The sequence below is a fragment of the Pedobacter jamesrossensis genome, assembly GCF_042650905.1.
Taxonomy (GTDB): domain Bacteria; phylum Bacteroidota; class Bacteroidia; order Sphingobacteriales; family Sphingobacteriaceae; genus Pedobacter; species Pedobacter jamesrossensis.
Window position 1 is genome coordinate 24,824 of record NZ_JBHSBY010000036.1, and the last position, 22,452, is coordinate 47,275.

General features: G+C 34.6%; 18 protein-coding genes. 11 read left to right on the forward strand and 7 right to left on the reverse strand.

Annotation, left to right across the window (positions count from 1 at the left end; translation table 11 throughout):
• Positions 1 to 139: 139 nt before the first annotated feature.
• The gene (locus tag ACFOUY_RS08080; RefSeq protein ID WP_378959987.1) at positions 140 to 1,249 is read right to left on the reverse strand and encodes a Fic family protein; all 1,110 of its coding nucleotides are present in this window, start codon (positions 1,247 to 1,249) and stop codon (positions 140 to 142) included.
• A gap of 480 nt (positions 1,250 to 1,729) precedes the next feature.
• On the opposite strand from ACFOUY_RS08080, the gene ACFOUY_RS08085 reads away from it, so the two are divergent.
• Together ACFOUY_RS08085 and ACFOUY_RS08090 are read left to right on the forward strand one after the other, a co-directional pair.
• Entirely contained in the window at positions 1,730 to 3,097 is a 1,368-nt protein-coding gene (locus ACFOUY_RS08085; protein WP_378959988.1) for a site-specific integrase, read from the forward strand.
• Positions 3,063 to 4,070, forward strand: a complete 1,008-nt coding sequence (locus ACFOUY_RS08090) for a hypothetical protein (protein ID WP_378959989.1) — start codon at positions 3,063 to 3,065, stop codon at positions 4,068 to 4,070. Before ACFOUY_RS08085 ends, ACFOUY_RS08090 begins: the two co-directional genes overlap by 35 nt.
• A gap of 158 nt (positions 4,071 to 4,228) precedes the next feature.
• Here the strand turns inward: ACFOUY_RS08090 and ACFOUY_RS08095 are convergent, their stop codons facing one another.
• The 4 genes from ACFOUY_RS08095 to ACFOUY_RS08110 all read right to left on the reverse strand — a co-directional run bounded on the left by ACFOUY_RS08095 (position 4,229) and on the right by ACFOUY_RS08110 (position 9,555).
• Entirely contained in the window at positions 4,229 to 5,545 is a 1,317-nt protein-coding gene (locus ACFOUY_RS08095) for an HlyD family efflux transporter periplasmic adaptor subunit (RefSeq protein ID WP_378959990.1), read from the reverse strand.
• Positions 5,546 to 5,547: 2 nt separating this feature from the next.
• On the reverse strand, positions 5,548 to 7,839 hold the full coding sequence (locus ACFOUY_RS08100; protein ID WP_378959991.1) for a peptidase domain-containing ABC transporter: 2,292 nt from the start codon (positions 7,837 to 7,839) through the stop codon (positions 5,548 to 5,550).
• 588 nt (positions 7,840 to 8,427) lie between these two features.
• Positions 8,428 to 8,736, reverse strand: coding sequence for a hypothetical protein (locus ACFOUY_RS08105; RefSeq protein ID WP_378959992.1), 309 nt, complete (start codon positions 8,734 to 8,736; stop codon positions 8,428 to 8,430).
• Positions 8,737 to 9,555: a hypothetical protein gene (locus ACFOUY_RS08110; RefSeq protein ID WP_378959993.1), complete on the reverse strand. Its 819-nt coding sequence runs from the start codon at positions 9,553 to 9,555 to the stop codon at positions 8,737 to 8,739.
• A gap of 61 nt (positions 9,556 to 9,616) precedes the next feature.
• On the opposite strand from ACFOUY_RS08110, the gene ACFOUY_RS08115 reads away from it, so the two are divergent.
• The 5 genes from ACFOUY_RS08115 (at position 9,617) to ACFOUY_RS08135 (ending at position 14,120) form a co-directional block, all read left to right on the forward strand.
• A complete protein-coding gene (locus ACFOUY_RS08115; protein ID WP_378959994.1) occupies positions 9,617 to 11,191 on the forward strand; it encodes a nucleotidyltransferase domain-containing protein in 1,575 nt (524 codons plus the stop codon).
• Positions 11,192 to 11,649: 458 nt separating this feature from the next.
• Positions 11,650 to 11,952, forward strand: a complete 303-nt coding sequence (locus tag ACFOUY_RS08120) for a hypothetical protein (RefSeq protein ID WP_378959995.1) — start codon at positions 11,650 to 11,652, stop codon at positions 11,950 to 11,952.
• 237 nt (positions 11,953 to 12,189) lie between these two features.
• On the forward strand, positions 12,190 to 12,549 hold the full coding sequence (locus ACFOUY_RS08125; RefSeq protein WP_378959996.1) for a plasmid mobilization protein: 360 nt from the start codon (positions 12,190 to 12,192) through the stop codon (positions 12,547 to 12,549).
• The gene (locus tag ACFOUY_RS08130; RefSeq protein WP_378959997.1) at positions 12,546 to 13,490 is read left to right on the forward strand and encodes a relaxase/mobilization nuclease domain-containing protein; all 945 of its coding nucleotides are present in this window, start codon (positions 12,546 to 12,548) and stop codon (positions 13,488 to 13,490) included. The genes ACFOUY_RS08125 and ACFOUY_RS08130 overlap by 4 nt, the downstream gene beginning before the upstream one ends.
• Positions 13,491 to 13,511: 21 nt before the next feature.
• Positions 13,512 to 14,120: a hypothetical protein gene (locus tag ACFOUY_RS08135; protein WP_378959998.1), complete on the forward strand. Its 609-nt coding sequence runs from the start codon at positions 13,512 to 13,514 to the stop codon at positions 14,118 to 14,120.
• Positions 14,121 to 14,249: 129 nt separating this feature from the next.
• On the opposite strand, the gene ACFOUY_RS08140 is transcribed toward ACFOUY_RS08135, so the two are convergent.
• On the reverse strand, positions 14,250 to 15,473 hold the full coding sequence (locus ACFOUY_RS08140; RefSeq protein ID WP_378959999.1) for a hypothetical protein: 1,224 nt from the start codon (positions 15,471 to 15,473) through the stop codon (positions 14,250 to 14,252).
• Between the two features lie 61 nt (positions 15,474 to 15,534).
• Positions 15,535 to 16,416: a HEPN domain-containing protein gene (locus ACFOUY_RS08145; protein ID WP_378960000.1), complete on the reverse strand. Its 882-nt coding sequence runs from the start codon at positions 16,414 to 16,416 to the stop codon at positions 15,535 to 15,537.
• A gap of 123 nt (positions 16,417 to 16,539) precedes the next feature.
• On the opposite strand from ACFOUY_RS08145, the gene ACFOUY_RS08150 reads away from it, so the two are divergent.
• The 4 genes from ACFOUY_RS08150 to ACFOUY_RS08165 all read left to right on the forward strand — a co-directional run bounded on the left by ACFOUY_RS08150 (position 16,540) and on the right by ACFOUY_RS08165 (position 22,448).
• Complete coding sequence (locus tag ACFOUY_RS08150; RefSeq protein WP_378960001.1) at positions 16,540 to 16,950, forward strand: helix-turn-helix domain-containing protein; 411 nt, start codon at positions 16,540 to 16,542, stop codon at positions 16,948 to 16,950.
• 313 nt (positions 16,951 to 17,263) lie between these two features.
• Entirely contained in the window at positions 17,264 to 18,817 is a 1,554-nt protein-coding gene (locus tag ACFOUY_RS08155) for a type I restriction-modification system subunit M (protein ID WP_378960002.1), read from the forward strand.
• A complete protein-coding gene (locus ACFOUY_RS08160) occupies positions 18,807 to 19,946 on the forward strand; it encodes a restriction endonuclease subunit S (protein WP_378960004.1) in 1,140 nt (379 codons plus the stop codon). Before ACFOUY_RS08155 ends, ACFOUY_RS08160 begins: the two co-directional genes overlap by 11 nt.
• A gap of 120 nt (positions 19,947 to 20,066) precedes the next feature.
• A complete protein-coding gene (locus ACFOUY_RS08165) occupies positions 20,067 to 22,448 on the forward strand; it encodes a hypothetical protein (RefSeq protein WP_378960005.1) in 2,382 nt (793 codons plus the stop codon).
• Positions 22,449 to 22,452 lie beyond the last annotated feature (4 nt).

The window sequence follows — 22,452 nt, forward strand, 5'->3', positions numbered from 1 at the left end:
TGGCTTAGAGGACGATTCATTTAACCTGCTTCCGCCTGGTTTAACAGGACTTTAACTCTATAAACCTTTAAAAGCCAGCACTCGTTTTGCTGGCTTTTCATTTCCACCCAACTTATGCGTGAGCCGATAGAGCCGTTAACTAGCCTTCTAAAATGGAAATTAGATCTCCGTTAATATAAAAGACTTCTTTTCCTTCTTTTGCAAACTGCAGGATACCTGCATCAACAAGCTCGCCAAAATATTTAGTAAGGGTTGTCCTTGATGTAATCCCCAGCAAATCTCCAATAAACTTAGGTTTAATGTAAGGCTGACTAAAAATCGCCTCGTTAACCTCTTTATTGTACCATTTCATTCGCCCCCGTGCATGTTCAAGGGTAGCCTCCATCTGGTCCAGAATGCTAACGATTAATTGACTTGTTAATAGTGCCGTCTTCTCTATAGCCTCTAGCATATAAAGTATCCAGGGTTTCCATGATCCTCTTTGAGTTACAATACCCAAATTGTAGTAATATTCGTCTTTATTTGCAATGATGTATTTCGATAAGTACAAGACTGGTTGATCCAATAATCCCTTATGCACCAGATACAACAGGTTTAATATCCGCCCGGTTCTCCCATTTCCGTCACGAAAAGGGTGTATAGCCTCAAATTGATAATGAGCGATACACATTTTAATCAAAGGGTCGGAGGAATGTTTTCGATCGTCATTTAAATACTCCAATAGATTTTCCATTAAAGGCTCAAGAACTCCAACACCTCTTGGCGGAGTGTAAATAACCTCACCTTCACGAAATTCGCTTTGGCCGCGATTGATTACTGTTAATGATTGAGGAGCACGTAAACCATCTGCAGAATTTTTGATTTTCCTAAAAATTCCCTTAATACAATCCAGATCAATTGTTGATTTATCACGTAACAAATCATACCCTTGCCATAATGCCTCTCTATATCTTAACACTTCTTTCGTACCGACATTAGCATCACTTTCTTTCACTGAATCTGAAACCGCCTTATACAACTCGTCTTCAGTCGTAAAAATATTCTCTATAGCCGTTGATGCTTTCGCCTCCTGCAAAGCTATCGTATTTATCAGCATATAAGGATTTGGTAATCTTTTTACTGTGCTGTTTGCCGCAGCAAGTGCCCGCGATGTGGTTACGAGTTTTTTTAGAATTTCTATATCCTCTACTTCTTTAGATGGAGGAAGCAATGGAAGATCATTAAAAGGCTTAGCTCTATCGTAGGACATATGCGTGTTCATTTTATGGTTAAAAACTGGACATGTATGCAAATTAAAGCATAAATATGAACATATCAACTACACATGTTCATATTTTTATAAATATTGGACACGTTAAACATATGTGTCCAGTTTTTAATGTGTAATTTTCTATATATCCAGATTTGAAATAAATAAAGCCTCCAGATATTTACCTAAAGGCTTTCTCATAAAATCATACATCCGATTTAAACTTTTCGGATAATCTTCCCATGTTGTTCCCAAGATGGGAAGATTTTGTGGTCCCGACGGGACCACTTTTTAGCATTCATTAAAGTTCAAAGGGGTTTAAAAAACCCTTTTTTTATGTATTTAAAGCAGTCTTTAGCGTTTTTAAAAAAATTAATGTGTCACGAAATTCAATGAAAACAACAAAAAAGTACCACGAAAAGTACCCCCAAGTTTTCGTTTTTTAACCGCAGATTCGTAACTTTCATAAAATTAAATTCTATGAGAGTTACTAAAGCTGACTGCAGCATTCGTTTTAGACTTAGAGATCAAGAATCCGAGTCCTCCACCCCAATCACCTGTTTTATAGAATACGATGGCAAACCAGTAATAAAGATTGCAACTGGATTGAAAATTTCGCCTAATAAGTGGGTTTCAGAAAAAGAAAAGCCGCTGACTGGAATAAAGGGATTATCAATAGTTGAGGCATCCATTTATCTCGAAAAGCTAATGGCTATGCGAAATCTTATAAGTCAAAGATTCAGAAGGTTTGTAACTAACAACAATACTTATCCAGACAAAATTAAATTTAAGATAGATATCATTAAGGCAATGGTGGGCGTAGAAGAAAATGCTAAAGCTAGGGATGAATCTTTTATCAAGTTTATAGATGTTATAATCATTCGTACTCAGAACAACATTAGGGTCAAATTGAGTGGAAATGGCAAAGGCCAGCCATTTACTAAAGCTACTGTTCTATCCTATAAAGGGACAAAGAATTTTCTTAATGAATACTTGAATTGGGTAGGTTCTAAAGATCTAAAATTTAGTGAGATCAATCTAGACTTCTATTGGGATCTTCAGGGGTATATATACAACGAGCGTAAGTTGTCCCTGAATTATTTCGGCAAATTGATTAAGCACATAAAAACTTTTATGCGAGAAGCGGAGGAACTTGGGTATCATAACAACGACATATACCGTTCGAAACGTTTTATAAAACCTCAGGAAGAGACCGATGCGATTTATTTAAACGTGGACCAATTGGAAAAAATAAAAAAATTGGACCTTTCAAATGAATCTTATTTAGACAACGCAAGGGATCTATTTTTAATAGGATGCTGGACTGGGTTAAGATTTCAGGATTATTCGCAACTTTTTAACAAATCAAAAATTACAGGAGATTTTTTACATATTGAAAGAACAGCTAAAACTGGCGCCGGAGTTGCCATCCCTTTACTTCCAGTTGTAAAAGAGATTCTTGAAAAATACAAAAAGGGCGGGGAAAATTTATTTCCTAGGACTATAACAAACCAGAAACTTAATGATTATATTAAAATTATAGCAGAAAAGGCAGAACTTTCCCATCCTGTTTCAATTTCAATTCCTGTGTCAGGTAAGAGAAAAACTGTTACACAACCATTTCATTCTATAATAACCACTCACTCAGCAAGGAGATCCTTTGCCACTAATATGTTCAAACATTTTAACTTGCCACCAGTTACCATCATGAAAGTAACTGGTCATAAAAGTGAAGCAGTTTTTCTAAAGTACATCAGAATGACTCCAGAAGAAAATGCGCAAACAATATTAGATGCAGTTAATAAAAAGTTTAATGATGATAAATCAATGGAGGTTACCAATGCATAATAAAACCCCAGATTATACTAAAACCCTTTTAGAAATATTAGATTATGGGAATAAGTTTCTAGCAGCAGAACTTGGCTCGGAATGGTCAAAAACTGCTTTTTTTAATATGGAATCTGAAAGCTTTCCTTTGTGGTTAAGTTTTTACACAGATTTTTTAGAAGGAAAAATTGATAGGTTAGCGGATATATTATTATCCTATGAACTCACTAGTTTTCACAGCGAAAAACTAATCAAGGAAATCAATACTTTAAAAGTTCAATTGGAAAATAAACAATCTTTGCAAGGCACTTCTGATCAAAAATATTATAAGATAGCAATCTCTCCCACTGTAGTTGAAAAAAATCAGCCTAAAATTGAGGATCTATTCGATAACGATTTTATTGAAAATTGTCCTTGGTCCCCAGGGGAGCCCAATAACGTCATAGTTGTTAAAAGGTCTACAAATCTTTATATCTTAGATTCTCTTTTAGATAATTATACATCAATAGCCAAGTTTTTTGAAAGTTCCTGGTCAAGGTCGATCCGAGACCTTAAAAAAGAAATTTTAAATCTTGAGGATAAAAATAAAACATTATTAGAGAGTATAGCCATTCTCCAAGAAGTAAATGTTATATTAAAATCTGAAAATGAATCGATTTACCTTGTAAATGAAGAGGAAGAGGAGGGAACGCATAATGATATGTTTGCGCTAATCCTTCTTAATGAATTGGGTTTTTTAGAAAGTCGAGAAATGTTAGGCTCTACAAATAGTAGGGTGGCTACATTTCTGTACAATGTGCTTAAAATTTCAAAAAAGAAAAAACTTTCTCCACAGTCAATAGCAAGGTATAGACATATTCTTGTTAATCCCGAGACCGAACCCTCAATTTATGAAGGGTGGCAGAGGATATATGGTAATAGGGTTACGGAAGTGATGAAAGGATTTTTGCCTAATCGACAGGTTAAATTAACAAAACCAATAAAGCTTAAGTGATATACCCTGCTTCTTTCACATCTTTTGATAATTAATAATTGAACTTACTAAAATTTAAAGCAAATCTTATTTAAACCAGTCTCTATGATATTAGAACTTACATCTGGGTGACATCGAATTTCTTTTTTTGGTATAAACCTTTGAAAATGATATAAAGATTACTTTCTCATCACGTATTTTAAGTTATCAAACAGACGCTGAATAAGCCGTCTATCGTTTGTTATAATTTCTGCAGATCCCTTAGCTTCTGCCTTGAAATCAAGTTTAGTTCCATAGTTAGTCTTAAGCTGCTCGGGAAAGGTTACAAGTAGCATGTACGTATCGATCTCGGATTTTTCTGTTTTGGTTATATTTGCTGTCAATGAGATCGATTCTATACGGCCCGTGACAGATCCATATTCTAGATATGGATAATTATCTAGTTTAACAATCACTTCCTGACCCATTTTAATTTTACCACTTCCCTGCGCTGGCAGCATTACCTGTCCGAATGCCTTTTGTTCTTTTGGAACAATGGTGAAAATCTGCTCTCCACCCTGAACAAACTGATTCTCACGATAGAATTTCATAAACTGAACTTTTCCGTCGAAGGGCGCCTTGAAAATATACTTTATTTCCCAGCTCTTAATATTATCTAATAGGTCATTATAACTTGAAATCAATGAGATCTGCAACTCCTTTTCTTTTTCCGGTTTTTGTATGCCAATTTCCTGAATTTTGCTTTCGGTTTGTTGTGCAGCCTGTTTTGCACTGGTCAAATTGTTGAGGGCATTCTGTAGCGCGTCCTTACTTGTCAGGTAGCTCATCTGTGTTTTATCAAGCTCTGATTCACTGATAACCTTCTTTGCAAAAAGCGTGGAGTCCCTGCTGAAAAATTTATGCGCGTATACGAGGCTATTTTTTGCCATATCTATTCTATTATATGCGGTTGATATTGCCTTTTTTTGTTCTTGCAAAAACCCCCTATAGTTATCAGATTGTTTAGCTAATAATCTATCCTGTTTATAGTTAATGAATTCTTGAAGACTGTTGGCAAAAGAAAAGTATTTGGAGTTCAGTTCTCCTAACGAAAAATTGTTGGGTAATTTGCTCTGCAGATTTATAATGCTCTCGGTATTCGGATTGAAAAGCTTTAGCAGGCTGTCGAGGTAAACCACACTTTTTGGGTTTGCAGAATTTTCGATATAGGCCAAAAGCTGCCCCTCTTTTACCTCATCCATAGATTTAACACCATTAAGTCTCAGTTTACCATTACTATTTGATATCAATTTTAGAGGAGAGTTGTTTGTACTGATGGAAATTTGTCCATTTATTATATCCGGATATCTGACTATCCACCCGAAAACAGACATTAATGAAAAAAGGAAGAATACGATTGCCGAAACCCAGATTCCAAAGCTAGTTGGCATTCGCTCAATTATATGCTGGACCTCTTCGGTTCTTTCATCTCCAAAGCGTATCTTATCGTCAATCATAACTAATTTTGATTATTTTTATCTGCCTCAACCAAAACAGTACTGGTCAAGTCCATTTGAGACTGCACTAATCTATTATAATGCCCCTGTCTTTCCATCAAAGAGTTGTGGTTCCCGATTTCGATTACACGTCCGTCCTGCATGACTATTATCTGGTCTGCCTTGCGAATGGTACTCAACCTATGTGCAACAACTATTACGGTCTTATCTCTAAACACATCATCTAAAGCTGCTACTATCTTCTGTTCGTTTATAGTGTCAAGACTGTTAGTTGCCTCATCAAAAAATAAATAATCAGGGTTTTTATACAGTGCCCTGGCAATAAGAACTCTTTGTTTCTGTCCACCGCTCAGACCTCTTCCCTGTTCTCCCATCATAGTCTGATACCCAAGGGGAAGCATTTCAATTTCTTGAGCAATATTGGCTGTTTCTAATGCCTTTTTTAGTTTGCCGTAATCTATTTTTTCATCATCAAGGACAATATTGTTCAAGATGGTATCATTGAATATTTTACCATCCTGCATAACTGCACCACATTTATCTCTCCACTGCCTCAGACTGATATTATTGATATTCATGCTACCTATCATGATTTCTCCATAACTTGGCTTATACAAACGAAGTAATAACTTTAAGAAAGTTGATTTGCCACTACCACTATCTCCAACTATAGCGGTTACTTTTCCTTCTGGAATAACTAGTCTTACACCTTGCAATACCATTTTGCTGTTTGGTGAATACTGAAACATCACATTGTTGATGATCAGACTTTTGTTTTCTGGCAAATCTATATTATTACTACCAACATTTTCATGTTCATCATCCAACTGATGTATCTCGTTAAGTCTCAAGAAACTGATCTTAGCGAATTGAAATGATATAATAAACTGAATAAACTGTACAACGGGGGCATTAAGCATACCTATGATAAATTGGGTAGAAATCATGACTCCAAAGGTTATTTCACCAGAGATCACAGCTTTCGCGCAATAAAATGTAATAAATAAGTTTTTAAGGCTATCTATAAACTGCGCACCTAAATTTTGGGTATTCGTAATTCCCAAAACCCTTAAGTTTACCTTGTATAAACGAGCTTGAATATCCTCCCATTTCCACCTTTTTTGCTTTTCATAATTATTTATTTTTATATCCTGAATACTAGCTATTGTTTCAACCCAATAGCTCTGGTTTTTACTTACAAGATCGAAATATTCCCAATCTAGTTTTTTTCTAACGTTTAAAAATGCAAGTACCCATGCGACATAAATTATACTTCCAGCCAAAAAAATATAGAATATTACAGGATTGTATATGAACATTATTACTCCAAAAACTATAAATGTAAGTGCTGAAAAAACCATGTTGAGCGAATTGTTCATTACAAAACTTCTGATACGTTCATGATCCTGGGCTCTCTGTAAAATATCGCCAGTCATCTTATTCTCGAAGAAAGTGATGGGCAAACGCATTAGCTTGATAAGGTAGTCAGATATCAAAGCGATGTTGACCCTTGAGGTTACATGTAACAAAATCCAGTCTCGAACAAGATTACTAAGAAGGACACTGACTATTATGGCAACATTAGCAATTAGGACTATGTTTATAAAATCGATATCATGTGTCTGTATTCCTACATCAATAACAGCCTTACTTATGAAGGGAAGTAATCCCTGCAAAATTGTTACCAGCAACATGACGATGAAGAGATTAATAAAGCTTTTCCTATAAGGCGTAAAGTAGCCAATGAAGTTTTCAAATGTTTTGCGACGTTCAAGCTTTTCATCACCTTGCCTCTGATAAAAGTCTGCCTGTGGCTCTAAAGCCATCAACTTTCCCATGTCACTACCGGATTTGATCCATTTGTCTGAGAAATCTTTGGCCCCATACTTAATATGACCTTTTGCAGGGTCAGATACATATATCGACCCATCAGCGTTATTTATCTGTTTTGAAGCTACGGACGAACTTTCATTTTTTTTCTTTCTTTTGCTTGCTCTAACTTTATGGATAACAACAAAATGGCTTTTATTCCAATGAACTAGGGCCGGTAGAGGAATTCTAAATAGCAGGTCGTCAATTGAACATTTTATGGAAAGGCTACGAAGACCTATCTCTTCTGCAGCATTGCTGATGTCCAAAAACGAAACGCCTTCCTTTGTCGCGCCACATTTATCTCTCAGATATTGAAGGGAATAGAATTTACCATAATACTTAGCAATCATTTTCAAACAAGCCGGTCCGCAGTCCATCTTGTCCAATTGCCTATCACTTGGAAAGGAGCGTAATTTTATCAATTTAGTGTTATTAAGAGTGCGTATCAGTCTATAAGACTTTTTGGTGCGAGGCCTCACAGAATATTGAGGTTAGCAATAGAGCGTACAATAGTCGAATCTAGCCGGCACCGTACGCTCTTTTGGAAAGAAAAGCTTATTTGGATTTATCGTCAATATCGTAGCGATAAATCCTCGGCTCGGCATTACCTGTTGATTTAAGGATAAACCTTTCCTCAGTAGGCTTTATCGATCTTTCAACATGATAGATCACAACAAATGATTTGTATATAGTGTCCCGTTCTTTTATGGATTTGGTTTGGCAACTAACAAGAGACGTTTTGGTAATTATGCCAGTTTTCTTCTCATAATCTCTATAAAATTTGAAGAGCTTGACAGTGTCCGTTTTCTTTGAAAATGCCTCAGAAAAATAATTGACAGAACTAGTATACTTCTTCTCCCTTATTGCGTGGTAGAATTCGCCCGTAATTTTTTCCGCCAATAATTGGTCAGCTTTTTCATTTAATTTAGTCGTGCTAAAAGTACAACTATAGAAAAGAAAGCAACAAGTGATGTAAGAAAAGAAATTTCTAAAATTTGACATATTTTTTTTTAAAACTCAAAGTTAATTATTTCACCGGTCTTCTGCTTTGTAATCTTATAAACAGATATGCCTTTTTTTTTCTCTATCAAATCACCTACTCTAACCTTTTCCTTAAATTCTTTTCTGAGCGGGGTAAGGTTATAGGTTATACCTTTAACTGTTACATCTGGTATGTTTTTTTCATCATAACTTACTTTTTCAATTATTCCTGTGAAGTTTGTCGTCTCAAGGACTTTACGCCCGTTAAAATACATAACAGCAGTAATTCCAAAAAATAAGCCGAAAAAAGCAATGGCAAACCAAATATTTATTTTCATTTAATCCAATTTTAACGGAACCCCATTGATATAAAGAAGATGTGTATCGGTAACACCTACCGATCCTCCTTCACCAGGGCCGACTCCAATGCTCATACCTACCCATGTAGGCATCCCAGTACTACCATTATTTGATGTCCAACCGCCAACTCCAACAGCTTCAAAATCAAGACTTCCTTCAACCCCTCTTCCGAGAATCCCGTCCAATGAGGCATTCTTGACATCACCAATTATCCATCCGACAGATGCATTTACAGATGCATCAGCATGAAGTCCAACTTTTACTCCTTCTGTAAAGGTAGCCGAAAGGCTTGGATTTCCCCTTGTAATAATATTTATCGCGAGGGTTCCACTAGCACCAACTCCCAAGACACGACTTGAAGAAAGGTTTATACTTACAATATCAGGAAAATAGGTTCGCATGGTTGGACTGTTCCACCAGTCTCTCATAATATCCATAAAAGCATTTTTAAAGGTTGAGGCAATAGAGCTATCACTTCCAGTACTTCCTTCTCCAGAACCCCCGCCATCACCGCCCCCAGTGCTTCCGCCTCCACCGCCACTATATGGGTTTGTCTGTCCATTATAAGGACTCCATCCATATTGTCCTCCTGGCGTGTTATTGCCATCTGGTCTTATTGTGGCTCCTGTTCCCAAGTTTCCACCATTATAAGTTCCCTGTCCGTCTTGTGTCCAATTTCCCCATCCGCCGCTACTCCAGCTCCAGCCAGAATAGTCATCAGAGCCACCTTTTGTCGATTGCTTCTCAGACTCTTCCATCTCTGGAAAAGAGAGCATTAATTCAGTTAGATTTTTCATATTAAAATATTTTTTTTAAAGCTACTAAAATGTTAGTTTTAAAAAAGATTTCAAGGTATAAATGATTACAAATCTTAATAAAAAATTACTAACATTTGTTAAAGAAAAATTTCCAGATGTTTATGTCGCATTTCTTACGGGCAGCAGGGTTGATGGCTATGCGAGTGATGAGTCTGATTATGATATTTATCTTCTAACTTACACCAGAGATTATGTATTTAGCGAACTCTTTATGTGGGAGGGAAAGAAAATCCAGCTTGTTCATATTCCTGTTTCTAAAGTCGATGAGATTTTATGGTATGATTGGTTTGTTAGAACAGGGATTCATATTGGTTGTTTTGCCAAGGGATTGATACTTTTGGATAATGGAGAATATTTAATGGATCTCATTAATGAATGCAAAAAACTTTATATCGAAGGCCCGCGACGTTGCACATACAGTGAGTTGAATTTATACAAGGTAAATATCATGAATTTGGTCTCTGATTTGTCTGGTAATAATCGAGGTGAGGAGAAAATGATGCTTGGCCAAGAACTCTACAAAACATTTATACAGTATTATCTTGAATCAAATTTGCGCTGGGTTAACAACCATAAACATCTGGCTAGGCAAATGAATTTGTTCAACCCCTCCCTATCCACTAAACTTCTCAATGAATTTAGAAATTTTAGCAATTCATTAGATCCGTGTGCCCTACTAGATTTGATACGTGTAGAGTTGGTTCCTTTGGGCCGTTTAGACAACGGATACAGCAGATATTCTGGATTGATAGAATTAAAATCTGACTACCTGATTATCAATCTACTGGCAACTCAAGACTTTTTCAAAGTATATGAATGGATTCAAAATTCTTTTCAACTGCTGTCGAAAGATATAATATCACATTTTGTCTTTAGATCAAGACCATTAGGGGACGATTCTTCATCAGGAGAAACCTTGTACCTTGTTTTGCAGTTAGATCGACAAAACTTCGCAAAACCTTTAATTTCCAAAATAGAAGGAATTTTTAATGCCCAACCGAACCGGATCAGGCCCCACTATCCAGTAAATATAGATTTTTCATTGATTTTTGGAGGAGAAGGCCTCGTGGTTCCATTCTTTAAGTTCTTTAGTACCATTACCAAAAAGTACGGTAAAGATCTAAAAAATGAGAGTAATTCAATATTTTATGCATTAATTATCGTAAAAAAAATTAAAGACGTTTTCTTTGAATCAGAAAACAAATGGATCGATTTCACGGAAATGATAGAAGCGAGCTGGATTTCTAGTGCATATGATAATAAAAGGATACATTTATTCGATCAGATTGTTAAGGCAAAAAAAAATATTTACTCGGTTTTTTTTCAGCAGTTTGCCGAGCAAAAGGAAATTCTTTCGGAAATATTTCTTGCGCATTCTTCCAATAAGGACTACTTTTTGATTGAAGAGCAACTTAAAGAGTTGGAAAAATTACTCAAGTTAAATTATGAGATCAAGCCCCATCAGATGTGCATTCCAGAGGCAAAAAGAGTGGAACCACATTGGATAGTGCTTAAAAGTCTATTAGATTATTCTCTGAGAATCCTACTTTTTAATGAAAGCCAAAAATCATATTTAATTTATGTAATTACGCATCTTTCAGTGGTTGCAGTATAACATATAATAATAGGTAGTTAGCTACTGTGTTTCAACCGAATGATTGCCATCCTTAATTTTTCCTCATAATAATTATACCAACTTAATGAGCTTTTTTCGCTAGTATCACTGGCATGTACCATAGTGTCTCAACCCCCATTTCTTGATCATAGTCCCATCTGATCGTCTTTTCTAAGAGTCGCGAATGATGATTTTAGAACTTAAAGTCCAGATCCTTGTAGATATATAGCTTCGGCATTTATTAGTAAACAAACAAGTTTTATAATTAAGTACCATCTGTCAGCTACTATACTGTAAATGATGGCAATTGTTGTATTTACAAACTAATGCGATTTGTCAAAAACTCAATCATCTTAATTCAGTAAACAACCTTCCTAAGGGCTGATTTATCTATTCAAAAAAAATGAGGGTATCACTCTTTTTATCCTAATGAATCTTGTGCATTAAATAACAATTATATGGCACAAGTTTTAACAAGTTATTCGGATTCGGAATTCAAGGAAATTCTTTCCGAAAAAGTAAAAGAAGTTCTTTTTGAGTTTTTTAAAAACTCTAACCCACTTCCTTTAAAAGATAAGGATGATACTCTCATCTATAAAACTAGAGATGAAACCAGGCGTATTTTGAAAATTTCCTTAACAACCCTTTATTATTGGGAAAAGGCAGAAATCCTAATTCCAAATAGAATCGGAAGGAGAGTTTTGTACACTATGGAGTCAGTTCAAGCAGCGATTCAAAAACAGAAAGGGCTTTCGATTTGATATATTTCAATTCACAGCTTCGTTGTTTATTTCTTCTAGATTACAAACGCAGGAGCAACGCATTCCGAGATTTCTACAGGCAAACCCCACACAATATATTGACCGGGTTTTTAAAAGTTCTGAGGGAGCAAGTTTATGTTTTTGCTATACAAAAACCTTTTTCGCTTCAGCGAAAAAGAACTTGCCTTTTTACTCCCGATGGTCGCAAAAAGTAGGTGAAGAAAAATTAAAACACTGATGGAAGAACTATTTAGTGCCGGAAAGTCCAAAGGGGGCAGGCCGGTAAAGAAGATAAAACGAGAAAAAATTATTATGGTGAGATTGAGCAAAACGGACCATTTTATCATTGAGGGAAAGGCGAATAAGGCTGGGATTAAAATCAGTGACTGGTTTCGCCAGGCGGCTAAAGCGGGAAAGGTTTCACCAAGAATAAGTCCTGAGGATTTGAAGGTATTCAGGATACTTGCAGGAATGGCAAACAACCTGAACCAGCTAACCAAGCTTTCTCATGAGCAAGGACTATTGGTGTTCCAGAAAAAGTGTAGGGAGTTGATAGGTGAGATACATGAATTGATTGCTAAGTATTTCAGGGAATGATAGGAAAAGTTGTAATTGGAAAAAGTTTCGGTGGTTGTGTTCGCTATGTGGTAAATAAGAAGGATGCAGAGATTCTTCATGGGGATGGGATCAGGATGGATAATCCATCCCTCATTGTAAGGGATTTTGATTTGCAAAGAAAGATGAATCCTGAGCTTTCAAAAGCGGTAGCCCATATTTCCCTTAGCTGGAGTGAAGTTGATAGAGATAAATTGCGTAACGAAAATATGTTGGCAATGGCAATGGAGTATTTGAAGCTCATGGGCATAAGAAATACGCAGTTGCTTGTTGTCCGGCATAATGATAACCATCACCCCCATTTACATATAATTTATAATCGGGTGGATAATGATGGCAAGACAATTTCTGACCAGTTCCAGTTTAAAAAAAACGTTTCGGCGTGCAAAGAATTAACCGTAAAGCATGGGTTATTTATGGCAAAGGATAGAGACAAAGTTAACAGAAAGGCGCTCAAAGGGAGCGATAAGATCCGGTACCTGCTTTTTGACCAAATTAAATCAGCACAAAAAAGTAGTAAAGACTGGGAGAGCTTTGGAAGTAAACTAGCCAATGCCGGTATTGAAATGGTTTTCAAATATAAGAACGGTAGCAACGAAATACAGGGCATTTCATTCAAGAGCGGAGAATATATTTTTAAAGGTTCTGAAGTCGACAGGTCGCTCAGTTATGGTAAGCTTAATACCTTTTTTCAGGATATATCTGTTCAGCAGGATTCTACCAAACTAAGCTTGCCAGAAAGGGAATTTGTTGAAAGTTCTGCTAATAAAGGGACGTTTAGTGAACACTCTAAACTCACTGAAGTATTAGAAATTCTATTTAGTCCGACGTTCTCGCCGATTCACGCTGAACCAGAGCCAAGGAAAAAGAAAAAAAGAGGAACCAGTTATGATGAAGAACAAAGTCAGGGAAGAGGCAGGTAATTACAAATTAAATGCAAGTTAATGGAAAAGATAAATGAAAAATTAGAAAACATAGAAGAGATCATGGATCTGCTTATCGGTCAGCTGAAATTCCAGGATGAAAAGTTATCGGCTATTATTGCGCATCAGAATTCGAAGGCGGATGAGGCGATTGCAATTACTACTCCTGTTGAAGAGATAATGCCTTCCATTGAAGAGCTTAATAGATTTTCAGTTTCGATCAATGAGTTAAAGCAAAAAATAGAGCAGTTACCTGAAGCATTTAAGGTAAAGCACGAACATCACCATGAGATAAAATCAAAGTTCTATTTTGTTGGTGCAATAATTATTTTTCTTGTTGTTGCAATTTCCTTAGGAAGTTCCATCTCTTTAATCTTAAGGAACAGCGAGCTCAAAACTGAATCAGATAAATTTAAGGTTATACGCGGTGCCTACCCTGAGCTATCCATTGAAATTGACGGGCATTACCTGAAAGACAAAGATAACCTGATGAAAAACGCTGATCTCCAAATCCATCAGCAGCAGGTGTTAATCGAGGCAAGCTTAAAGGAAGCCAAGGCTAAAAAAGATTATGAAACGGCACAGAAATCAAAAAAGAATTTAAAGGATAAGCAGAAAAAAGCTAATTGATAATTACCCACCACGCATTTGTGGCCTGCAAACCCTGCCACTCAACCCGCCTCAGGTTTGCGTTTTACATCTACGAAAAAAATCCTGCCCATTCTAAAATTCCAGAATGGACAGGCACTCGGTGTAGGACTATCTTTTTGTTACGCCATAGGTTTGCTCAATCTGTTGAACAAGGGGCTTCAAGTGGATATCATAATGTTTCTTTAGTACAGGCAACCGAAAACTTATTTTTGAGAAATAAGATACGACTTCAGCATCAGCCATCGAGCCTAACAAGTAAAACTTCATCGGCTCCTTTTCTGCAGCAGCAAAAAAAAACATGTTAAAAATTGGCGCAAAATTGGAGAGCTTGCCATTAACCATAAATTTGAGGTCAAGGAAATAGTATTCTCCTTTGTCAATAAGAAAAAATTTGAGTTGAGGTATATCACTCGTAACCTGACAGAATCGAATATCTTTTTTTGTCGGCTTTCCTTTTATGTATCTTAAGCCATAAATCCATTGATAGCTAATGAACCGTTCGTTTATCATTAGCGGAAGTGCACTTTTCCAAAGATCAAACTGTAGTTTCTTTCTTTCGGAAAAGGTTCTGCTATAATTTTCGTCCTTATGGTTTTTCATTTGAAAATAGAAAGAGTTCTCCCACATTTTTTCACAAATGTCGTTCAGATTAAGCTGCTCTGGATTGGGGTCTAAATTGTCCGATATTGTTTTGCTGTTTAGGTATGTCAATAAAGATTTAAACTTTCTTTTGTCATTATTTAGTGTTGCTGTAAAGGGAACGAGCAGGGTTAGCTCTTTTTCTTCAATGTATCTCTCGTGCAGGTTCAAGGGGTCTAAAATACAATAGGCGATAACGGTTGTTTCATTTCCTAACGAATCTGATAGTTGAGGCTCAATGAAAATATTGGTTCGTGCCTCCTTTTCTAATGGAACAATTGGAAGTGACACGCCTGGTTTAAAAAGATTCCTAAATGGATCTTTTAGTTTAATGGTTAGCCCCTTGCTATTGCTCGCGATTTTCAGATATTTCGAAGTTCCATTATCAGTATCAAAGAAATCCGGGTAGTAATAATCTTCAAAGCTTTTTTCATGATAAAACCATAAATATTTATTTAGAAAAAAGTAGGCATTTCTGCTTAAATAAAATTCATCTGTATCCACACTGCAGCTGATAAGTAAATGATCCTGAGTGACTTTAAAGTATACCATTTCGAGATCTTCTTTTTCGATACTGATAGAGGCGGAAAGTATCTCGTTAACAAAACCCAAATGTTTCACATTGACAGAAAGGTAACCGCGTTTTGGTGGCCTGAATTCTGACAAAGAATCCAGGGTTTGTCTTTCCAGCATTCGGGTTCCTTTTTTAAAAGGAAGTTTGAAAAACCTGTGAGAAGGTATCTTGGGAGTTAAATTATTCAAAACCTACCTCCATTTCTATTTGCACCTCGTTTTGCAATTTAAACTCAGCTATTTTATTGGTGCAAATCTTTTTGGTGAGTTCGAAGAATGCATATGCTTTTGATACAAGTTTATCAGCATCGTCTGAATCAACTTTAAAAGTATCCTTATATCTTGCCTGGGAATAGCTCCTTAGTAAAATTTCAAATAATGAAAGATCATTTTTTGTGGTTCTAAAAAGATTAGAAGGTTCTTCTGAAAAGCAACAGCAGAGATCGAGTTGACGGCCTAAGTGATGAATATCTGACCTGTAAGCAAGATTTACCCTGATCAATGCAATGGTACATTGTTCGATGACCTGGTGGGTCAAAAAAACGGCAATGGAATAATGTTGATTGGCATAACTATCTGCTGCCGCATCTAAAAAACCTTGAGCCAATTTTATCCGATGTTCAAAATGCTTTTTAGCCTTTTCAAAGTTTTGGCTGGGGTCAAATGGGATCTCGGTGTCTTGCGCCAGGATTCCAGTATTATTATAGAGAAGCCTCCCTTCGTTTAATATCGTAATGAAAAACCTATTGTTTTTTTGGATACACTCCTTGATTGTCTCAACGCCATGCGAAAGAATAGTGATTTTACCCTCATTAAAGTGTGAACGACAAAAGTCTTGGGCTTCATGTTCATTCCTGGTTGAGCTTTCCATGATCATTAGCAGAAAATAGTGTGGCTCGTCTTTCTCTATACAAGTTATAAAGCAACCTGTTCGATTATTGGATTTTATAATTCTGCAAAATGAATAAATTTTCAATGGCTCAAATTTCTTTACCAATAATTCAATGAATGAATTTAGTCGAGCCGAAATGAATTCTGTGCGGCTTAAGTTTGCTACTGTCATGGATTTTTCAATTTGTTTCTTCTAATTTCTAAATCAACATAGCGGTACCGAACCATAACAGATTGTTTTATACAATAGCTTGGTTGTTTTTTACCAAAGGAAAATTTTAGATATATTTGGAATATGGAAACCTCAGAAAAAAATACTCGCATGCATTTAGGTCGGAAAATTAGCCGTTTAAGGGAACTGAGAGGGATGAAGCAAGACACATTAGCGTTAGAATTGGGCATTAGTCAACAATCTGTTAGCAAACTTGAACAGAGCGAAGTCATAGAGGATTCAACACTAGAAAAAATTGCTCTAGTTTTGGGGCTTCCAGCGGATTCGATTAGAAATTTCGATGAAGAAAAAATGATCTATAATATCCAGAATAACTACGAAAACTCAAATAATACTGGTGCGAATGTTGGATATCAGGTTACGTTCAATCCACTAGAAAAAGTGATAGAGTTGTATGAAGAAAATAAAAAACTCTACGAAAAATTGTTAATCAGTGAACGAGAAAAGGTCGAAATTTTGAAGTCTAAACAGTAAAAAAGCGTCCTTAAATTATTCATTATACAGCATAACTATTAATTCTTGATTTAATTGAGTCCAAACTAGGAACGCAATTCATTTATCACGAACCTCTGACTAGTATCTAGTATAGAGCTATATCGAGTTTTCAATTCTCAATATCTTCTACTGACTTTCGCAGATTACGGGAAACCATAGTTTAAGGCCGCTTCACTTACCTATCTTAGCTTTTTCATAGATAAATCTATTGAATATATTAGCTAATTTAGTGCGATTACTTTGAATGAACCTCAGTTCATTCCTAAAAAAAACAAATAACAAACATTAATTAATGGCAAAAGAAAGTAAATCCATCGAAGAAATCCTGTGGGATTCTGCAAATAAACTTCGTGGAACAGTAGAATCATCAGAATATAAACACGTTGTGTTGGGGTTGATTTTTTTGAAGTTTTCGAACGATAAGTTTGAAGAGCGCAGAAAAGAATTGGTTGAAGAAGGGAAACATAAATATTTGGAGATGAAAGAATTCTACAATATGAAGAATATCTTCTTTTTGCCTGAAGAATCTCGTTGGAGTTACATAATTGAAAATTCTAAACAAGATGATATTCCGTTAAGGATTGACACTGCGTTACACACCATTGAAAAAAATAATCCTGCGCTTACAGGTGCCTTACCTGATAATTATTTCTCTCGTTTAAATCTTTCTATAAGCAAACTTTCAGCCCTGTTAGATACTATTAATAATATAAATACGATTAAGGACAAGGAACAAGATATTGTTGGAAGAGTTTATGAATACTTTTTAAGAAAATTTGCCATTGCTGAAGGAAAAGGTAAAGGGGAGTTTTATACGCCGAAAACCATCGTAAATCTCATAGCCGAAATGATTGAGCCATATAAGGGTATAATTTATGACCCAGCTTGTGGTTCAGGAGGCATGTTTGTGCAGTCGATAAAGTTTATAGAAAACCATCATGGCAATAAGAAAGAGATTTCTATTTATGGTCAAGAACAAACTGCAACAACATATAAATTAGCTAAAATGAATTTAGCGATAAGGGGAATTTCTGCCAACCTGGGAGATATTCCTGAAGATACCTTTGGACGTGACCAACACCCAGATTTAAAAGCAGATTATATTATGGCTAATCCACCATTTAACCAAAAAGATTGGCGGGCAAGCAATGAACTCATAGATGACCCTCGTTGGCGAGGTTATGATGTGCCACCGGCTAGCAACGCGAACTACGCATGGATTTTAAATATGGTGAGTAAACTTTCTGAAAATGGTGTGGCAGGATTTATCTTAGCCAATGGGGCATTAAGTGGTGGTGGCGAGGAATACAAAATCCGTAGAAAACTAATTGAAAATGATCTGGTTGAAGCTATTGTTATTATTCCAAGAAATACCTTTTATACTACCGATATAAGCGTAACGCTTTGGATTTTGAATAAAAACAAAAAAAGTAGAGAGTTTGAAGTAAACGGAGGAATCAAACGATATAGAAATCGAGAAAATGAAATACTCTTTATGGACTTAAGAAAATGGGGTTCCGAATTGGAAAAGCAATTCATTGAATTAACTAGCGAAGATATTGCTAAAGTTGCCCAAAATTATCATAATTGGCAACAGTTAGATGGTAAAACCAATTATCAAAATGTTCCCGAATATTGTTATTCAGCGCGTTTTGAAGAACTACAAAAAAATAATTTCTCCCTCGTTCCAAGTAAATATATCGAATTTGTTGACAGAGATAGTTCCATAGATTTTGATAAAGAAATGAAACGGATTCAAAAAGAATTTAAAGTGTTATTGAATGAAGAAAAACAATCTCAGGACCAACTAATAAGCGCTTTTAAAACATTAGGTTATGAGTTATAAACGAATTGGAGATTACATAAGATTAATAGATAATAGAAATAAAGATTTAGCTATTGATAATTTATTAGGGATAAATATCACCAAAAACTTTATGAAATCTGTGGCGAATGTTTCTGAAACTGATTTATCAAAATATAAAGTTATTAAAAAAAATCAATTTGCCTACAGTGCAATGCAAGTAGGTAGGGATGAAACAATTCGACTTGCACTATACAAAGAAGATGTGCCAGCTATAATTTCTCCAGCGTATCTAGTTATAGAATTGTTAGATGAAAAACAGCTCCTGCCCGATTATATGATGATGTGGTTTCAAAAGCCTGAGTCTGACAGATACGGCTGGTTTATTAGTGATAGTACTGTTCGAGCTAGTTTAGAATGGGAACGCTTTTGTGAAATTAAAATTCCTATTCCAAACATAGATGAGCAATTAAAATATGTTGCAATTTATTCTGGTTTACTAGCCAATCAAGAAACATATCAGAAGAGTCTAAATGATTTACAGTTGATTTGTAATTCTTCAATGGATAAATTGAAAAAAATCGACTATCATCTACCCTTAAATAAATTAATTAAACTGGTAGATGTTCGAAATGACTTTACTGAAATAAAAAAGTTGCTCGGAATAAACGTAAACAAAGTTTTTATGCCATCCAAAGCAAATGTAAGCCAGACGGATTTGTCTAAATATAAAATTATAAAAAAAGACCAGTTTGCCTATAGTGCAATGCAAGTAGGCAGAGACGAGACAGTAAGAGTAGTGCTTTATTCGAAAAAAGAACCTGCTATTATTTCACCAGCTTATCTTGTATTTGAGGTTATTAATAAAAGCGTTGTTATTCCTGAATTCCTAATGTTATGGTTTTATAGACCTGAATTCAATAGATATGGTTGGTTTATAAGTGATAGCACAGTCCGTGCAAGTCTCGAATGGGATCGTTTTAAAGAAATTAGTATCCCTATCCCAGATTTAAAGATACAGGAAGCAATAGTCGCATTATACCACACTCTTGAATCTAGGAAAAGAATAAATAAACAGCTTAAAGAAACAATCAAGCCTCTTTGTCCTATTCTTATGAAGGGAGTAATGGATTCGATCACTATAAAGAAACATGAAATAGAATTAGTGTAATTGATTTAACAAATCACAAATTATCGCTCAAATGAAATATCAACTTATTTTACTGAAATCAAATATTTTAGAACAAAAATATCTACTGAACGACATTAACTTTTCAATAAAACTTATATTATGAATATTTATTCTGATTGGTTTAAAGTTGATCTTCACATCCATACTGATTTTAGTAAGAAAACAAAAACAAATGATTATCAAGGACATTTTGATATTAATGTTTTAAAACAGAAATTACTTGATAACGATATCAAATTGTTCTCATTAACTGATCATAATATAATTAATGTTGACGCATACGAAAATTACTATACCAATTTTAAAGCAGGCGATCCAGAACTACTAATTGGGTGTGAATTCGATATCGAAGTTCCAGAATCAGGGACACCAAGAACATATCACAGTGTGATAATTTTTGACAATAACTCTATCGATGATGTCAAGATAATTTCAAAAAAAATAGAAGATTTATACATCGCTAAGAGACTATTAGATACAGATAGAAAAATTGTTATTGACGATTTGTATGATTTGTTCAACGAGTTTAACTTTTTCTTTATACCTCATGCTGGTAATACGAAAAGTATTCTAGACCCATATAGAGGATATGATATGAAATTATGTCAACAAATGGTTTTACTAATGCCGAGTGCTTTTGAGAAAGTAAAAGAAAGTGTAAGGCAAAAATATAATGAGGGTTTCGATTTATTGAAAAGCTTTGATTTTCAAGAAAAGGACGATATACCATATATTAATTTTTCCGATAATCATAATTGTGATAGATATCCATGTACAAATAAAGATGGTGATGATCATGAGTTTTATTGCATAAAAGGGCAACCTACATTCGAGTCAATTCGTTTTGCATTTATTGACCCAAAGTCAAGAATAAAAAAATATAGCGAAGTTGAAGTACTTAAACGATTTGATAATTTCTTACATAGTATAGAAATAAAAAACAACAAATTAATTGAAGATGCTAATGTTTTCTTCAGCCCAAATCTTAACGTTATTATTGGCGGTAGGTCAAGTGGAAAAAGCTTGCTTTTTAATATTTTAGGTAATAAAATAGGTAATAGTAAAAGTGATTTAAATAAATATACTTTAGATGTTTCAGATATAAAAATTAAAAGTTTTTTAGATACCGACTACAAATCCTCTATCACTTATAACCTAAGTGACGTTATATACATTAATCAAGGAGATATTGTTAACTATTTTGAAAATAATTCTTTGAAAGATTTAATAAAGGAGTCTGGAAAATCCGAAGAATATAAATTTGCCTTAGAATATTTCAAGGGAGAAAAAAATGGACTAAGTGAACTAGTTGATAAATTAATTGATTTATATTCAGAATTAATTGATAGTTTAAATTCGAATTTTACATTACATCATAGGGATATTGAATCAATATTTGATACTAGTTATTTCTTTAAGGCAATAAATAATGTTGAAAATAAAAAAGAAACATTTGATAAATCTTCTGAACTGCTAAATGAATTATTGAATAATATTGATGACTTTAAAGTAAATGAAAACTGGGAGCTAATCGATTTGGAGCTTAAATTAGTTGATGATTTTAAAAAATTGGTAACTTCTAAGAAAAATGATTTTGACATAGTTCAACAACGTCATCTCAGTAAGGGCAATTTAATTAGAAGTGTAAACGAAATAATTAAATCTAAAAACGAAACTTTAGATTTAAAAGGTAGAGAAAAGGAATCTTCAAACCATCGACTTAGATTATTAAAAGATAACATATTTGACTTATTTGATTTATTAAAGCGCTTTCAGGATCATTGTTTGTTGATTGATAGCTATTCATATAATTTTAGTAAAGAAATTAATATCAATAATGAGGTTACAGTCGTTTTAGAGATTGAAAATCAAGATAATATTAATAAAAAGATTTTTGATGGCTTAAATTTTGCCGGATTACCTCCCAAAAGTGTGTATGATTCATTAGTGAAGTTAGCTAACTCACAAATTAAGATTAAAAACTTCCCTGATAATTCTCCTGATAATCTACGAAAGAAAATAGTAACACTATTAGGGCCGATTCATGAGTGTTTTGATAAACCAATGGAATATTTAAAATATTCAGAAGATAGTTCATCCAAAAATAATTCTCCTGGTTTCAATTCTGAAAAATATTTAGAAACAATATTAAAAAATGGCAATTCTAAAATTGTATTCATCGATCAACCAGAAGACAATTTGGGGAATAGATTTATAACAAACAATTTAATTGATATAATAAGAGACTTAAAGTTCAAAAAAGAAATCTTCCTAGTCACTCATAATCCATCTATTGTGGTTTATGGAGATGCAGAGAATATAATTATGTGTACAAACGATGAGAATAAGGTAAAATACCAACAATTTGTACTAGAAGAAAAAGTACATCAGAAAGAAATATGTGAAGTATTGGATGGTGGTCACTATATTTTTGATCAAAGGGCTAGGAAATACAACATTAAAAAATTAATTCAATCATAAATTT

Excerpts from the sequence above, each read along its gene's own strand:
- ACFOUY_RS08150 (WP_378960001.1), top strand. The coding sequence starts at position 16,540 with ATGGAAACCTCAGAAAAAAATACTCGCATGCATTTAGGTCGGAAAATT.
- ACFOUY_RS08165 (WP_378960005.1), top strand. The coding sequence starts at position 20,067 with ATGAATATTTATTCTGATTGGTTTAAAGTTGATCTTCACATCCATACT.
- ACFOUY_RS08130 (WP_378959997.1), top strand. The coding sequence starts at position 12,546 with ATGATAGGAAAAGTTGTAATTGGAAAAAGTTTCGGTGGTTGTGTTCGC.
- ACFOUY_RS08155 (WP_378960002.1), top strand. The coding sequence starts at position 17,264 with ATGGCAAAAGAAAGTAAATCCATCGAAGAAATCCTGTGGGATTCTGCA.
- ACFOUY_RS08145 (WP_378960000.1), bottom strand. The coding sequence starts at position 16,416 with ATGACAGTAGCAAACTTAAGCCGCACAGAATTCATTTCGGCTCGACTA.
- ACFOUY_RS08110 (WP_378959993.1), bottom strand. The coding sequence starts at position 9,555 with ATGAAAAATCTAACTGAATTAATGCTCTCTTTTCCAGAGATGGAAGAG.
- ACFOUY_RS08140 (WP_378959999.1), bottom strand. The coding sequence starts at position 15,473 with ATGCTGGAAAGACAAACCCTGGATTCTTTGTCAGAATTCAGGCCACCA.
- ACFOUY_RS08105 (WP_378959992.1), bottom strand. The coding sequence starts at position 8,736 with ATGAAAATAAATATTTGGTTTGCCATTGCTTTTTTCGGCTTATTTTTT.
- ACFOUY_RS08095 (WP_378959990.1), bottom strand. The coding sequence starts at position 5,545 with ATGATTGACGATAAGATACGCTTTGGAGATGAAAGAACCGAAGAGGTC.
- ACFOUY_RS08125 (WP_378959996.1), top strand. The coding sequence starts at position 12,190 with ATGGAAGAACTATTTAGTGCCGGAAAGTCCAAAGGGGGCAGGCCGGTA.
- ACFOUY_RS08160 (WP_378960004.1), top strand. The coding sequence starts at position 18,807 with ATGAGTTATAAACGAATTGGAGATTACATAAGATTAATAGATAATAGA.
- ACFOUY_RS08085 (WP_378959988.1), top strand. The coding sequence starts at position 1,730 with ATGAGAGTTACTAAAGCTGACTGCAGCATTCGTTTTAGACTTAGAGAT.
- ACFOUY_RS08080 (WP_378959987.1), bottom strand. The coding sequence starts at position 1,249 with ATGTCCTACGATAGAGCTAAGCCTTTTAATGATCTTCCATTGCTTCCT.
- ACFOUY_RS08090 (WP_378959989.1), top strand. The coding sequence starts at position 3,063 with ATGATGATAAATCAATGGAGGTTACCAATGCATAATAAAACCCCAGAT.
- ACFOUY_RS08115 (WP_378959994.1), top strand. The coding sequence starts at position 9,617 with ATGATTACAAATCTTAATAAAAAATTACTAACATTTGTTAAAGAAAAA.
- ACFOUY_RS08135 (WP_378959998.1), top strand. The coding sequence starts at position 13,512 with ATGGAAAAGATAAATGAAAAATTAGAAAACATAGAAGAGATCATGGAT.
- ACFOUY_RS08120 (WP_378959995.1), top strand. The coding sequence starts at position 11,650 with ATGGCACAAGTTTTAACAAGTTATTCGGATTCGGAATTCAAGGAAATT.